Raw genomic sequence first — 13438 nt, 5'->3', positions numbered from 1 at the left:
GCATGGGTGCGACGGCACAGCCGCAGGAGGAACGCTGGGTCTTCGGCCGGCTGCCGGTGGGCGCGGTGCGCACGCGGCTGATCTGCGTACCGCAGGCGGGTGCCGGGGCCGGGGCCTTCGCGGGGTGGCGCAAGCACATACCGGCGGGCTGGGAGCTGGCCCCCGTCGAACTGCCCGGCCGGGGCGCGCGGGAGGCCGAGCCGATGCCGGACGGTTTCGACGCGCTGGCCGACCGGCTGCTGGCCGGGCTGACCCCCGAATTCTCCATGCCGTACGTCCTGTTCGGGCACAGCTTCGGCGGGGCGCTGGTCTACGAGCTGAGCCGGCGGATCGCGGCGCGGGGGCTGCCCGCCCCGGTCGCGACCGTCGTCTCCGGTTTCCGGCCCCCGCACGTCGCGCCCACCTCGCCGATGGGTCTGGCCTCCGACGCCGAACTGGTCGACTGGCTGCGGCGCAACGGGGGCCTGCCCGACGAACTGCTGGCGTTCCGCACGTTCCTGGAGCAGATCATGCGGGTCATGCGCGCCGATCTGCGGCTGGCGGAGAGCTATCTGCTCGCCGCGCCCGACCCGCTGCCCGGCCCGTTGCACGTGTTCGGCGGCGCGGACGACCATGTGACGCGGGCCGACGTGCTGCCGGGGTGGCGCGACTGCGCGGGGGCGTCGTTCTCGCTGACGCTGCTGCCCGGCGGCCACAACTATCCGCACGAGGACCCAGCCGCCATGGTGGCCGCGCTGACGAACGCCCTGGCGCCGACCCCGTAGCCGGTGCGCGGGCCGGGGCCGGGCGCCGGGCCCGGCCCCGGTGCCACAGCCCCCTGCTACAGCTTTCCCCGCAGTACCGCCGTGCGGTGGCCGCCGAGGTGCCGGCCGAGGTCGCGGACGAAGGCCGGGGTCAGCTCCGCCCAGTTCCAGAAGGTGAGGCCGAGCAGGCCGCAGGCGAAGTAGTCGTCCTCCCAGCTCCACCGCGCGATGGAGCTCTCGCGGGCGCAGGCCGGGCAGCGCACGAGGCCCTCGCCGCCCTCCGTCCACGCGTCGAACTTCCCGGCGAACGGCTCCCGAGCCCCGTCGATCTCCTCCCAGGTCTCCTCGTCCAGCAGCCGGACCTCCGCCGCGCACAGCGGGCAGCCGGCCGCGGCCGGGTCGCCCTGGCCGCTGTCGAAGACGGTGCGCCCGGTCAGGATGTGCAGGCCGTTGGTCCAGAGGTCGACGGGGGCGGGGTCGTCGACGGCCTTCGCGTAGTGCGGGCCGGGCGCGTGCCCCTGCCCGCCGCCGCCCAGGACGCAGTCCGTCGCGTCGGCCGCCACGATGCCGTCGGCGATCAGCCGGTCCAGGACGCGGTCGGCGAGCTCTGCCGCCTCCTGCTCGGTGGCGTCGAGATCGACGACGGTCTGGAACCAGTCACCCATGTCCGCTCCGCTCCCCCTCGGTCCGTCAGGCGCCGGGGCGGTCGAGCGCCCAGGTCTGAAGGGCGTACGAGCGCCCCTTCTCCTCGCCCTCGATGAGGGGGACGCCGAGCAGTCGGAAGCCGGTTGCGGTGGCCACGGCGACGCTGGCCGCGTTCTCCGCCTCCAGCTCCAAAATGACCCGGTCCGCGCCCAGTTCCCCGAAGGCGTACGCGGCCATCACCCGTACCGCGCGCCCGGCGAGCCCCTGTCCGCGGTGGGCGGGCCCGACCGCGTAACCCAACTCGGTGCCCTCGGGTGAGCGCCGCAGCATCACCTCGCCGAGCGGCGCCCCGCCGTCCAGGGTGATGGCGAGCAGGACGGCCGTCCCCTCGGCCCGCAGCCGGCGGGCCCGGACCAGGCGGTGGCGGGCGGCCGCGTCGTCGAAGGGCGACACGATCGGCGTCCAGTACGCGATGTCCGGGTGGTCGAACAGGGCCGGCATCGCGGCGGTGTCGTCCTCGCGCCAGTCGCGCAGCACGAGCCCCTCGCCGGTGAGTTCGATGTGCTCGGGGAAAGGAGGTGTGGCGCTCGTCGTCATGGCGCGGACCCTATCCGCGTGATCGGCTGACACCAAGGCGTTTCCTGCGCCACACTCTGGCTCCCGGACCATGACAGACCGGGTCGTACCCAGGGAAGACGGCGTACACATGCTCAACGACATACGGCAGTTGCGGAAGATCGTCCGAAGACGGGACGTGCTCAGATACGGAGGCATCGGCCTGCTCACGGTCGCGCTGGCGGCCTGCGGCAAGGACAAGAAGGGCGCGGACGGTTCGCTGGAGGCGCCGGGCTCGGCGGGCCGCCCGGCCGCGAAGCCGACCGTCACGGGCGCGGCGCTCGAAGCGTTCGTGAGCGGCGCCTGGAACCTCTCGTACGAGCCGCGGGGCCAGGTCAACGACGAGTACCGGCGGATCGAGTTCACCGGCCGCCGCTGGAGCCTGGACGGCGACGACGAGACGGGGTCGTACGAGCTGAACGGGAGCGGTCTGGTGGTCCGGTTCGACGGCCGCGACACGGACAACGTGTGGGCGGCCTCCGGACTGCCCGCCACGGTCGGCGAGCGGGCCTCGCTGACCATCCGGTGGGGGCTGAGCGCGGAGTCCGGCGAGGTCGATCCCGGCTCCCCGGTCGACACGACGGCCACCCCGCTGCCGGTGGTGTGGGACGGCGGAAAGCTGCGGATCGAGGCGGCGGACGGGCTGCTGATCACGGCGGTACGGGCCTGAGAGGCACGGCCCCGAGGGATTCGGGCCCGGAGCGTACGGCTTCGAGGACGACAGGTCCGCCGGACAGGCCCTAGCCCAGCGCACCGTCGAGCAGCGCCGCCCACTGGGACACCACCCGGCGGCGGCGCGCGGTGTCGTCGGTGAGGACGTTGGCGAGGCCCAGCCCGCGGGCCATGTCGAGCAGCCCCTGCACGGTCTCGCGCACCCCGGGCCTCGTCTCGTCGGCGCGCAGGAGGTGGACGGCGATGCGGTGGGTCTCGCGGCCCACCCGCGCCTCCAGTTCCGTGACGCGGGGCCGCAGTTGCTCCTCGTTGGACGCGGCCACCCAGAGCTGGAGCGCGGCGCGGAAGAGGGGTCCGGTGTAGAGGTCGACCAGGGCGGCGACGACGGCGGCCCGGTCCTGGTCGGGGACGGCGCGCAGGGCGGCGGAGCGTTCCTCGGCGACGTACTCGACGGCGGCGGTGAACAGGTCCTCGCGGGTGGGGAAGTGGTGCTGCGCGGCCCCCCGCGAGACGCCGGCGCGTTCCGCGACGACGGCGACCGTGGACCCGGCCCAGCCGTGCTCGGCGAGGCAGGCCACCGCGGCCTCCAGGAGGCGCCGCCGGGTGGCGCGGCTGCGGTCCTGCTTGGGGCCGGGGCTGCCGCTGCCCGTGCTCACAACACCCATGCGGGGTCCCGTCGTTCGAGGAAGGCCGTCATCCCCTCGCGGGCCTCGGCGGAGGCGAACAGCCGGGCGGAGCGGGCGACGAGGTCTTCGGCGTGCTGGTCGAAGCTCTGGAGCACAGTAGCCGTGACCAGGGCCTTGGACGCGGCCAGCCCCTGCGGGGAGGCCCGGCGCAGCCCGTCCAGGACGGGTTCGAGGGCCGCGTCCACGTCCTCGGCGGCCAGGGTGACCAGCCCGATGCGGGCGGCCTCCGCCGCGTCGAACCGCTCGCCGGTGAGGTAGTAGCGGGCGGCGGCGCGGGGGTCGATGCGGGGCAGCAGCGGCATCGAGATCACGGCGGGGGCGAGCCCGAGCCGCGACTCGGTCAGCGCGAAGGTGGCGCCCGGCCCGGCCGCGGCGATGTCGCACGCCCCGAGCAGCCCGAACCCGCCGGCCCGGACGTGCCCGTCGACCCGCGCGACGACGGGCTTGGGCAGGGCGACGACGCGCCGCATCAGGGCGACGAAGTCGTGCGGGTCGGCGGGCGCCCGGAGGTCGGCACCGGCGCAGAACGTGTTGCCGGTGTGGGTGAGGACGACCGCCCGTACGCGCGCGTCGGCCGCGCAGTGGTCCAGCGCCGCCGTCAGTTCGGCGACGAGCCCGGCGCTCAGGGCGTTGCGGTTCGCGGGCGAGTCGAGCGTCAGGGTGGTGATGCCGCGCGCGTGGACGGGCGGGGCGAGCTGACTCATGGGACGCGCTCCTGACTGCGGTGGGCCGGCGGACGCATCGAGCGTGGCAGCCACCCCAAGAACAATCAAGCACGCTTGCATGATTTTACGCGGCGCCCGGCACGCGGCGAAATCCGGTTGAGGCGCTTCGTAGCCTGGTGACCATGACCGGACTCCAGCTCTGCCACCGCTTCTACGACCGGGCCGTCGCCCCGCTGCTGACCGGCGTCGCGCATGCGGCCGGTCTGCTGGGGGACGGCTCCGAGGTGCTCGGCTTCGACGACGCGGTCTCCCCGGACCACGACTTCGGGCCGCGCGCGCAGGTGTTCGTGGCCGCGGCGGCCGACGCGGAGCACGTACACCGGGCCCTGGAGCGACTGCCGTCCCGCTTCGAGGACTTCCCCGTCGCGTTCGCGCGGGGCACGCTTCACGGCGGGGCCGCGCACCACCAGGTGGAGGTGGTCACCGCGCCCCGGTTCTTCACGGACCTGATGGGCCGCGACCCGGCGGACGGCATGACCGTCACGGACTGGCTGACCACCCCCACCCAGCGCCTGGCCACCCTGACCGGCGGCGCCGTCTTCCACGACCCGGAGGGCGCCCTCGCGACCCGCCGTACGGCCCTGGAGTGGTACCCGGACGACGTCTGGCGCTACGTACTGGCGGCGGCCTGGCTGCGTGTGTCGCAGGAGGAGGCGTTCGTCGGCCGGACCGGCTCCGTGGGCGACGACCTGGGCAGCGCCCTGGTGACGGCGCGGGTCGCGCGCGATCTGGTCCGCCTCGCCTTCCTCGTGGAGCGGCGCTGGGCCCCGTACAGCAAATGGCTCGGCAGTGCCTTCGCCCGTCTGCCGCTCGCCGGGCGGGTCGGCCCGCATCTCACGGCGGCCGTGCGGGCGACGGCCTGGCGTGAGCGCGAGGCCGCCCTCTGCGCCGCCCAGCGGGAGCTGGCGGTGGCCACCAACCGGCTGGGCCTGGCCGACGCGGTGGACCCGGAGCCGCGCCGCTTCCACACCCGCGACCTCCGGGTCCTCTTCGGCGACCGCTTCACCGCCGCCCTGGCCGATCGCGTCACCGACCCCGGGGTCCGCGCCCTGGTCGTCCGCCTCGGCAACGGCCGCCCGACGCTGCCGGGCGCGATCGACCAGGCCGTGGACTCGGTGGAGATCCTGACCCGGCCGGACCGCTGCCGCGCGGCGGCGGGGCTGCTGTGCCCGGACGCGGGGGACGGCTCAGGGGACGGCGCGGGGGACGGCGCGGGCGGCTACTCCCCCGGCTCCTCGACGTAGACGCTGTCGAACCAGTCGATGAACTCCCGTACGGAGCCGACCTTGGCGATCCGGGCGTGCAGCGCGCGCTGGTCGTGGCCGATGACGAACCAGCCGCCGTTCACCGTCTCGCCGCAACCGCAGTAACAGGTGCGGGCGCCCAGCGGGGAGTCGTAGTACGTGACCGGATTGCGGGTCGTCTCGACGGGCGTGGGCTTGCCCACGTACGCGTCGTAGACCTCCTCGCCCGCCGTGAGGTACCGCCCCTCGATCGCCTTGCGCCCACCGGCGACCGGGACGAGCCGGTCGATCTCGATGGCCATGCGGACCTCGCCCTCGTGCGTGAGGAGCGCGTACCGCTCCTTCTCGGCGCGCTCGCCCAGCACCCAGCAGCCCCGGTTGGCGTGGAAGAGGGCGTCGTCGTCCATGACCGGGTCGAAACCGACGATGTTGCGCCCGAGTTGGTCCTCCTGCGGGTTCACGTAACGCCGTGCGCCCAGGGTGATGTGAATCATGACCTGCCCCCAAAGAAACGAATGCCGGACGGCCTGCACAGCCGGACAGCCACCTAGCCGCATAGCCGTATACCCAGGGCTCCCCGCCCCGCGAACTATCGAAAGAGTGGCACGGGGCGGGTATACCCGCAACCCCCGGAAGCCGAGCCGTTCCGGTCAACTCGCCCCGAGGGCAGGCCGGTTCACCGGCCGTTCAGCTCCAGCGGCGGGTTGGGGTCGTTGTCCTCGTTCATGAAGTCCTTCATGCCCTGCCATAGCGAGCGGGCGCGGTGGACAGTGGCGCCGCGGGCGTCCGCCAGGACTTCCGGGCGCTCGCCGAAGCCGGGCGGGAGCGGCGGGAGGCCCAGCGTGTGCAGGGTGCGGACCAGGAGTTCGGCGGGGTCGCCCGGATCGCGCAGCAGCCGGGCGACCTCGCGGGCGTCGCCGCCGCCGGCCGCCTCGACCAGCAGCTCCGCGTCCCGGCGGGCGGCCTCCTGGGCGGGCGTCGAGCCGGGCCCCGCCCACCGGTGCCGTGCGGTCGTACGGCCCTTGGACACGACGGCGAGGACGCGGACGTCGCCGCCCTCGCAGCGGGCGACCAGCGTGGTGAGGCCAGGGGTGTCGAACGCCGTCTCGGCGACGTTCGCCAGGTCGCCGAGGCGCAGCACCGTGGCCCGGCGGCCTCGTTTGCCGGGCGGCGCCTGCGAGGGCGCCGACTCCATCAGCGTCCAGCGGCCGGCCGGGGCGAGCCGGACGGTGGCGCCGCACAGCAGCAGCTCCTGCGAGGCGCGCTGCGGCGGGGCGGGTACGTACGCGATCTCGTGGGCCGCCCGCTCCCGCGCCGCGTCGGGCAGCGGCACGGCGGGGGCGGGGACGGTGCCGTTACGGGGTACGGAGGCGGCGAGCCGCGACCGGGCGTGGTCCCGGAACCGCACGAACGCCTCCAGCGGCTCCTCCGCGTACGCCCACGGGTACGCGGAGGCGTACCGGCCGATGGACCGGTACACGTCCAGTGATTCGGCCCAGCGCTCCCGCCGGTTCAGCGCCCACACCAGGTGGTTGCGGACGAGCCGCGCGGCGCGGTCCTCGGGCGGGCGCGACACGGAGTACGCCTGCGCGGTGGCGATGATCTCGTCGGTCCGGGCGTCGTCGGGGGCGCCGCTGCCGCCCTTGCCGCGCGGGCGGCGCTGCGCGGCGAGCCCGGCCTCCGTCAGCGCCACGATCTCCAGGGCGCGCAGCGGTGAGTCCTCCGGCGCTTCGGCGGCGACGCGGGCCGCGTAGCCGAGCATCTCCTCGTTGCTGCCGTACCACTTGGCGCTGATGTACTGGAGGGCGTCCAGGTGGGTGGGCGGGTGGTGCGGGGCGCAGGCGAGCGCCCGGCGCAGGCAGCCGTCGAAGACGTCGCGCGGGGCGGCGGCCCCGAGGCAGTGCGTGAGGGCGGCGGACCAGGGCACGGGGTCGGCGGGGTCCGCCGTGACGGCCGCCTCGATGACCGGCAGGGCGTCGTCCAGCAGGGCGTGGAAGGCACGGAACCGCTCCTCGCCCACGTCCTTCGCGGCCGCGGCCGTACGGACCTCCCACGCCTCCTTGACCCGCCGGAAAGCCTCCACGACCAGGGCGTCGGGGTCCTCCGGCGCCTCGGCGAGCCATGCCTCCAGCCAGGCCGCGTCGTCCACGGCGTGCCTGGCGAGGGCGCCGACGAGCTCGTCCCGCAGCACCCAGTCGGCCTCCTCGCGGGTGACCGCGAGGAGCTTGCGGGCCTGCTCGTACGCGCCCCTGCGCACCCCGGCCAACGCCTCGACGGCCCGCGCGTCCGGCGCGTCGACCACCACCGCGTGATCGGGCACCAACCCGACCCCGGTCGCCTCCAGATGCCCCACCATCCGCGCCACCTTGCCGAACACGTACGCCCCCTCCGCAGAACCCGACACCCCCATGATCCCGCGCCCGAATCCGGCCACGCACCGGGGTCCGCGGAGTGATGTCCGTAGCCTGTTCCGGTACGCGGCGAGGAGGGGTTCATGGGGTTCTCGGGGCATCTGGTCTTCGGGCGCAGTCCGCGCTCCCTGCTGGAGGCGCCCCTGTTCGGCGGTGTCGGGGCGGGGGACGACGGCGTGCGGGTGTGGAAGGGGCGGCCGGGTGGCTGGCAGACCCTGGAGCTGGCGCACGGCATCTGGCGGGCCGAACGCCTGCCCGCCCTCGTCGCGTGGACCGGGGCGCCGGCCTGCTTCGCCGAGGTCCACGACAGCCGCACCGCGGTCGTCACCGGCCTGGACGCGGACGGCCACCGCTGGCAGGCCCGGCTCAACCCGGACGGCGCGGCGGACCTGCCGGACGAGATTCCCGTCACCGCCGAGCGTGCGCTCGCCTGGGCCACGGCGGCGGGCGTCCGCACCAGCGCCGAGCGCCGGCACATCGAGGACGTCCTGCGCACCCGGACCACGTTCGCGGAGGACCTGTTCGCGGCTCTGCTGGACGAACTGGACTTCCCGGAGACCCCGTTCGCCTGACCGACCGGCCGCCTGTCAGCGCTGTGCGAGGTTCTCGTCGTTCCAGTCCGGGATCGTCGTCGTGCCCGAGGCCCAGTCTCGGCGCAGGATCGCGTACCCCACGGCGTCGTGGACCGTACCGTCGGCGGCCGGCCAGGCGTCGCGGTGGTGCGCCTCCTTCACGTAGCCGCACCGCTCGAACGTACGGCGCATCGCCGCGTTGTCCTGCCGGGTGTGGCCCTCGATCCGCCGGACCTCGGGGAACTCGTCGTACACGTAGCGCGTGAGCCAGGCGAGCGCCTGTCCGCCGAGGCCGCGGCCCCGGTGCCCGGAGCGGATGCGCAGGTCGAAGAGGGGCGCGTTGTCGCCCAGGTCCATCAGGCGTACCAACCCGACGCGTTCCCCGGAACACATGACCCAGAACGCCCGGTTGTCCTCGCCCCAGAACCGCCCCTCGTCGACCCACTGCCGGGCCACGCCCGGTTCGACCGCATCGCGCCCGTGAAAGGGCCAGGTGTCACCGGAGAGAAAGGCGACCAACTCGTCCGCCTGACCCGGCCCACAGCGCTCGTACGCAATCCCCGTCTCCACGCCCGCACTCTAGCCACGGCGCCGCCGGACGGGCGCGGATCAGACCAGGGCGTAGCCCAGGATGCCCTCGGCGTCCTGGCCCTCACAGTTGTTCGCGTTGGAGTCGAAGTGCTCCAGCGGACCATTGGTCCGGCACCGGCGTATCAGCTTGGTCTGCACGTTGGCGGGCTTCGCCGAGTAGATCCAGCCGAGCCGGGTCACGTATGTCTGGCCCTCGCAGTTGACGTCGGAGGAGGTGAAGGTGTCCTTGCCGATCTGACACATGTAGAGAGGTCTGGTTCCGGCGACCGGGGTCGTGTAGAGCCTGCCGAGGCTGCCCTCCACGTGGTACCCGGCGGACGGGAGGACGTTCCAGGTGGTGCTCATGTGCTCGCCGCCCAGGTATCTCACCAGGTCGCGGGTCGGGGTCTTGACCGTCGGCTCACCGGTGCACCGGATTTCCACGCTCCACTCGGTGTAGCCGCTGGGCAGTTGGAGCAGACGGAACGGGCCCGCGATGACCCGGCACTGGTTGGACGCGAAGCCCATGTTCGCAGCCTGGCCGTACGCGGTCTGGAAGGCGTAGGAGTACGCGATGTTGTCCGCGCCCGAGCCGAAACCCATGAACTTCAGGCTGACCGGGCCGACCGCGGTGGTGGCCGCCGCCGATGGGGTGACGGTGGCGGCCAACATCGCGCCGACGAGCAGAGCTGAACCGGCGATCCGACGAAGAATTCCCACAGTGACGCCTCTCTCGAGTTTCCACGACCGATGGGTGTGGTGACGGCATGGTGCTGTGAAGCCCTCCCTTGCCGACCACGCCACACAGGTTGCCCACAACTTCCTTGCGTAGGCGGGGAGTTGACCGAAGGAAAACTGTCGCCATGTTCACATCATCTGCACGTTTCGACGGCTGCGGGCGAGCCTCGCACGGCCTGGGTCAGCCGCCCTCCCCCAGGTGGTTCAGGGCTTGGCGGAAGTCCTCCAGGGCGGGCCCGAACTTGTAGGTGACGGTGTGGAAGGTCGACCGGTCGATCAGGAGTCTCGCCAGTGTTCGCGGTCCCCCCACCGGGTCGTGCCGAGCCAGCCGACGGGCCAGATCTACTCCGTGGTCGAACAGGGGGCCCGCCTGCCCCGCGAGCTGCTGGGTGCAGCGTTCCAAGTAGACGGCGGAGCGGACAGTGAGGACCCGGTGCAGGCGGACCAGTTCGGCCAGATGCCGGTCAGGGTCCTCGGCTGCTCGCGGAGCAAGGGCATCCACTTCTTCGCGGAGAGCGTGGCGGCTGTCGAAGTAGCGCTGCGCGGTGTCGGACGACCACTCCATGACCCCGGTCCCCGAAGGCGGACGGGGTCCATCGGACGCGGACCGATCGTTGTCGGCGCCGAGCATGGTCAGCACCACCACCCAGAACGACACTTGGTAGCCGCTCCAGGTTCTGCGTTCACCGGTGACCGCCAGCTCTGTCAGCAGGGCAAGCGCGTCCTGCCGCACGTGGGCCGCCTGCTCGCCCCGGCCGTTGGCGTCGAGCATGTGCGCATACCCGATGAGCGAGTAGAGGTGGCAGGCCATCGGACCGCGGTCGTTCTCGGCTTCGTCCTCTTCCATGCGGACGAGGGTTTCGAACGCCGCGAGAGCTTCGTCGAACCGGCCGGCGTCGTGGAGAGCGGCGATCCACTGGAGGAGTGTCCAGGCGAGAGCCCCACTGCGGGGCCCGTCGGGCAGGATCGCCGTGGCCAACTCGGTCATGGCATCGGCAGCCTCGGCGTACCGGCCTTCCTCGGAGAGGCCGGCAGCCCATTCGCCCAGTCCTCGGGCTGCGGAGCCTCCGGTCGCTGCGGCCCGCGCGCGGCCAAGAGCGAGCATCTCGGCGCGCATGGCAAGTCCTTCTGCGCGTCGGCCCGCCCGGTACAGCTGGCGCTGGCACGAGTCGAGGGCCTGGTACAGAACGTCGGCCCGGGAAGTCACGGCCGGGTCGATGGACCGCGCGGCGGCGACCGCCTCCTCGCACAGCGCGAGCGCGGACGGATGCCACTCGCCGACGCTGGAGTCGTAGCTCAGCCGCTGCAGGGACCTGGCCAGGCGAGGAAGGTACGCGGCGGGGCTGACCCGGGAGAGCACCCGGCAGGCGTCAACTTCCTCGCTCGCCGTGGGATACCCCGACGCGAGCAGCACATTCCGCGCTCGTACGACGTCGTCCTGATCGACTTTCCTCGAGTAATTCATGACGGAGATCCTGGGCGTTCCGGCGCGGGGTGAACAAGGCAGATCGCATGTGCCGTTCCTCCTACGAGAAAACCCTCTGACCTGTCATGATGGGTGTGACATCACTTCCCCGAAGTGCGCTGGCAATTCCGGCCGTCCGAGCCCGTCGGCCCCGGCCCCACCCGCCTCCGAATCCATCCCCGTCGTTCGTTGGCGGTGGTAATGGCGGGCCGCGCGGGCGCGGTTGCCGCAGGATGGTTTGCACCATTCCTGGCGGCCATGGCTCTTGACGAAGTAGCGCACGCAGCGGGGTGCCGTGCAGGAGCGCAGTTGGGTGCGTTGCGGGCCGGTCAGGAAGTCGATCGCGGCGCGGGCCAGGGCCGCCGTCAGGCGTACGTACTGATCGTTCTCGGCGGACAGCGGACCGGCGGCGGGGTCGCCGCCCTCGGGCCAGTCGAGTTGCGGGGCGACCGGTTCGCGCGCGGCGGCCGCGTTGACGCGGGCCAGCGCCTCGGCGGCCGGCAGCAGGCGGTGGGCGTCGGCCGGGCTGGCGGGTGCGGGGCTGACCGCCCGGGCGAACAGGGCCCGGACCGCCTGGCGCAGCTCGACGATGCCGAGCCGGAGGCGTTCGTCCACGACCGGGCCCTCGGTCTCGCCCTCGGCCGGGACGACGCCCGTGAGCAGCTCGGCCTGTTCCTGGAGCCAGCGCGTCGCCCCCTGGACCGTGGCGAGGTCGTCCGCAACGCCGCCGTCTCCGTCGTGGCGGATCGTGCTCGCCAGTTCCAGCGCCAGCCAGCGTTCCACAACGCGCCCCTTTCCCTCTCGATGCCCGGCCCCCCGCCGCCACCCACTTGATCACACCGCTCCGCACACCCTAAAGTCCCTAACGGTAAAACTGAAAACTTCCGTTAGAGATGACTGAGGCGGGTGGCCCCGCCGGGGGAGGCGACCGCGGAATGACCCTGCTCGCACAGATCAGCGATCTGCACCTGGACGGCAGCGCGCGGGCGACCCGGCGCGCCACCCGCGTCATGGACTACCTGCGTGCCCTGCCCCGCCCGGTCGACGCGCTCCTGGTCACCGGGGACATCGCCGATCACGGCGCGGAGGCCGAGTACGAGGAGGCGGCCCAGATCCTGGCCGCTCCCTTCCCCGTGCTGACGTGCCCCGGCAACCACGACGCGCGACCGGCGTACCGCAAGGCCCTCCTCGGTGAGGCGCCCGGCGCCGGCCCCGTGAACCGGGTGCACCGCGTCGGCGGCACCACCGTCCTGATGTGCGACTCCACCGTTCCCGGCCGCGACGAGGGCCGGCTCGACGCCGAAACGCTCGCCTGGATCGACGCCACACTGTCCGCGCTGCCGCAGGACGCCGCCGCGTTGATCGCCTTCCACCAGCCGCCCGTCGAGCTCCACCATCCGCTGCCCGACGCCCACATGCTCGAACAGCCGGGGGACCTGGCCGACTTGATCGCCGCGCACCCGCAGGTCGTCGCCGTCCTGACGGGCCACGCCCACACCGCGGCCGCCTCGGTGTTCGCCGGGCGCCCGCTGGTCGTCGGCCCGGCGATCACCTGGACCCTGCGCATGCCGTGGGAGGGCGACCAGGCCGCCGACCGCGACCAGCCGCCCGGCCTCGCGTTCCACGTCCTGTCCGACGACCGGCGCCTGACCACCCACTACCGGGCCGTGCTCTGATCCCCCGCCCGTACGCACCGGAGGCACCGTGGTCCATCCCGTAGCCGTCGCCGGCTTCCTGGTGGCGATCCTTCCGCTGATCGCCACCCCCGGGGCGAGCCTGGCCCTGCTGGTCCAGCACGTCACCGGCGGCGGCCGCCGCCGGGCGCTCCCCGTCGTCCTGGGCACGGTCACCGGCCTGTACGTCCACGCCGCCCTGGCCATCGCCGGTCTGTCGGCCCTGGTGATGCACTCCAGCGTGGCCTTCACGGTGATCAAACTCGTCGGCGCCGTCTATCTGATCGGCCTCGGCCTGTGGACCTGGCGCTCCGCGACCCCGCGCGAGGCGGCCCCGGCCCGCCGCCGCCCGAGGGGCACGGACTCCGTGTACGCCCAGGCGTTCCTCGCGAACGTCCTCAACCCGAAGGCCGCCGCCATCTACCTGACGCTGGTCCCCCAATTCGTCACGCCCGCACACCCTTTGAGCGGCCAGATCCTCACCCTGGCCACCGCCCACGCCCTCCTGATCACCCTCTGGCTCACCGCCTGGTCGTTCCTCCTGGCCCGCGCCTCACACCTCCTGCACACCCCCCGCTTCAAACGGGCGGCCACCAGGGCGACTTCGGCAATCCTGATAACCCTCGGCATCCGAGCCGCAGTGACCTGACCGAAGAAACCGCCCTGGTCCTGCCCCACA

Annotated in this window: 16 protein-coding genes; 6 read left to right on the top strand and 10 right to left on the bottom strand. The window is 73.2% G+C overall.

Annotation, left to right across the window (positions count from 1 at the left end; translation table 11 throughout):
• Window positions 1–2 precede the first annotated feature (2 nt).
• Window positions 3–764, top strand: a complete 762-nt coding sequence (locus OG710_RS17135) for a thioesterase II family protein (RefSeq protein WP_330240121.1) — start codon at window positions 3–5, stop codon at window positions 762–764.
• 56 nt (window positions 765–820) lie between these two features.
• Here the strand turns inward: OG710_RS17135 and OG710_RS17130 are convergent, their stop codons facing one another.
• Entirely contained in the window at window positions 821–1408 is a 588-nt protein-coding gene (locus OG710_RS17130; protein WP_330240120.1) for a hypothetical protein, read from the bottom strand.
• A 25-nt stretch (window positions 1409–1433) separates the two neighbouring features.
• A complete protein-coding gene (locus OG710_RS17125) occupies window positions 1434–1985 on the bottom strand; it encodes a GNAT family N-acetyltransferase (protein WP_111336975.1) in 552 nt (183 codons plus the stop codon).
• A gap of 109 nt (window positions 1986–2094) precedes the next feature.
• On the opposite strand from OG710_RS17125, the gene OG710_RS17120 reads away from it, so the two are divergent.
• A complete protein-coding gene (locus OG710_RS17120) occupies window positions 2095–2673 on the top strand; it encodes a hypothetical protein (RefSeq protein WP_330240119.1) in 579 nt (192 codons plus the stop codon).
• Window positions 2674–2743: 70 nt separating this feature from the next.
• Here the strand turns inward: OG710_RS17120 and OG710_RS17115 are convergent, their stop codons facing one another.
• Window positions 2744–3340 (bottom strand): TetR/AcrR family transcriptional regulator, encoded by a 597-nt coding sequence (locus OG710_RS17115; RefSeq protein ID WP_330240118.1) that lies wholly within the window; start codon window positions 3338–3340, stop codon window positions 2744–2746.
• Window positions 3328–4065, bottom strand: a complete 738-nt coding sequence (locus OG710_RS17110) for an enoyl-CoA hydratase family protein (RefSeq protein ID WP_330240117.1) — start codon at window positions 4063–4065, stop codon at window positions 3328–3330. Before OG710_RS17110 ends, OG710_RS17115 begins: the two co-directional genes overlap by 13 nt.
• Before the next feature lie 143 nt (window positions 4066–4208).
• On the opposite strand from OG710_RS17110, the gene OG710_RS17105 reads away from it, so the two are divergent.
• Complete coding sequence (locus tag OG710_RS17105; protein WP_330240116.1) at window positions 4209–5330, top strand: DUF4037 domain-containing protein; 1122 nt, start codon at window positions 4209–4211, stop codon at window positions 5328–5330.
• Here OG710_RS17105 and OG710_RS17100 read toward each other — a convergent pair.
• Entirely contained in the window at window positions 5306–5824 is a 519-nt protein-coding gene (locus tag OG710_RS17100) for a hypothetical protein (protein WP_330240115.1), read from the bottom strand. The two genes, OG710_RS17105 and OG710_RS17100, sit on opposite strands and share 25 nt — an antisense overlap.
• 182 nt (window positions 5825–6006) lie before the next feature.
• Window positions 6007–7734, bottom strand: coding sequence for a hypothetical protein (locus OG710_RS17095; RefSeq protein WP_330240114.1), 1728 nt, complete (start codon window positions 7732–7734; stop codon window positions 6007–6009).
• A 90-nt stretch (window positions 7735–7824) separates the two neighbouring features.
• On the opposite strand from OG710_RS17095, the gene OG710_RS17090 reads away from it, so the two are divergent.
• On the top strand, window positions 7825–8313 hold the full coding sequence (locus OG710_RS17090) for a hypothetical protein (RefSeq protein ID WP_330240113.1): 489 nt from the start codon (window positions 7825–7827) through the stop codon (window positions 8311–8313).
• A 15-nt stretch (window positions 8314–8328) separates the two neighbouring features.
• Here OG710_RS17090 and OG710_RS17085 read toward each other — a convergent pair whose 3' ends face one another.
• The 4 genes from OG710_RS17085 to OG710_RS17070 all read right to left on the bottom strand — a co-directional run bounded on the left by OG710_RS17085 (window position 8329) and on the right by OG710_RS17070 (window position 11869).
• Window positions 8329–8883 carry a GNAT family N-acetyltransferase gene (locus OG710_RS17085; protein WP_330240112.1) on the bottom strand — a complete coding sequence of 185 codons (555 nt, stop codon included), beginning with the start codon at window positions 8881–8883 and terminating at the stop codon, window positions 8329–8331.
• Between the two features lie 39 nt (window positions 8884–8922).
• The gene (locus tag OG710_RS17080) at window positions 8923–9603 is read right to left on the bottom strand and encodes a hypothetical protein (RefSeq protein ID WP_330240111.1); all 681 of its coding nucleotides are present in this window, start codon (window positions 9601–9603) and stop codon (window positions 8923–8925) included.
• A gap of 199 nt (window positions 9604–9802) precedes the next feature.
• Entirely contained in the window at window positions 9803–11086 is a 1284-nt protein-coding gene (locus tag OG710_RS17075) for a hypothetical protein (protein ID WP_330240110.1), read from the bottom strand.
• A gap of 84 nt (window positions 11087–11170) precedes the next feature.
• Complete coding sequence (locus OG710_RS17070; protein ID WP_330240109.1) at window positions 11171–11869, bottom strand: CGNR zinc finger domain-containing protein; 699 nt, start codon at window positions 11867–11869, stop codon at window positions 11171–11173.
• A 152-nt stretch (window positions 11870–12021) separates the two neighbouring features.
• Here OG710_RS17070 and OG710_RS17065 point away from each other — a divergent pair, with 152 nt between their 5' ends.
• Window positions 12022–12762 (top strand): metallophosphoesterase, encoded by a 741-nt coding sequence (locus OG710_RS17065; protein WP_330240108.1) that lies wholly within the window; start codon window positions 12022–12024, stop codon window positions 12760–12762.
• Window positions 12763–12790: 28 nt separating this feature from the next.
• Window positions 12791–13408, top strand: coding sequence for a LysE family translocator (locus tag OG710_RS17060; RefSeq protein WP_330240107.1), 618 nt, complete (start codon window positions 12791–12793; stop codon window positions 13406–13408).
• Window positions 13409–13438 lie beyond the last annotated feature (30 nt).

It is taken from the genome of Streptomyces sp. NBC_00525 (assembly GCF_036346595.1).
In the GTDB taxonomy this organism is placed as follows: Bacteria; Actinomycetota; Actinomycetes; order Streptomycetales; family Streptomycetaceae; genus Streptomyces.
This window is presented reverse-complemented; position numbering and strand designations above follow the sequence as displayed.

Coding starts and splice junctions, on each gene's coding strand:
- OG710_RS17135 (WP_330240121.1), top strand. CDS start 3: ATGGGTGCGACGGCACAGCCGCAGGAGGAACGCTGGGTCTTCGGCCGG.
- OG710_RS17130 (WP_330240120.1), bottom strand. CDS start 1,408: ATGGGTGACTGGTTCCAGACCGTCGTCGATCTCGACGCCACCGAGCAG.
- OG710_RS17125 (WP_111336975.1), bottom strand. CDS start 1,985: ATGACGACGAGCGCCACACCTCCTTTCCCCGAGCACATCGAACTCACC.
- OG710_RS17120 (WP_330240119.1), top strand. CDS start 2,095: ATGCTCAACGACATACGGCAGTTGCGGAAGATCGTCCGAAGACGGGAC.
- OG710_RS17115 (WP_330240118.1), bottom strand. CDS start 3,340: ATGGGTGTTGTGAGCACGGGCAGCGGCAGCCCCGGCCCCAAGCAGGAC.
- OG710_RS17110 (WP_330240117.1), bottom strand. CDS start 4,065: ATGAGTCAGCTCGCCCCGCCCGTCCACGCGCGCGGCATCACCACCCTG.
- OG710_RS17105 (WP_330240116.1), top strand. CDS start 4,209: ATGACCGGACTCCAGCTCTGCCACCGCTTCTACGACCGGGCCGTCGCC.
- OG710_RS17100 (WP_330240115.1), bottom strand. CDS start 5,824: ATGATTCACATCACCCTGGGCGCACGGCGTTACGTGAACCCGCAGGAG.
- OG710_RS17090 (WP_330240113.1), top strand. CDS start 7,825: ATGGGGTTCTCGGGGCATCTGGTCTTCGGGCGCAGTCCGCGCTCCCTG.
- OG710_RS17075 (WP_330240110.1), bottom strand. CDS start 11,086: ATGAATTACTCGAGGAAAGTCGATCAGGACGACGTCGTACGAGCGCGG.
- OG710_RS17065 (WP_330240108.1), top strand. CDS start 12,022: ATGACCCTGCTCGCACAGATCAGCGATCTGCACCTGGACGGCAGCGCG.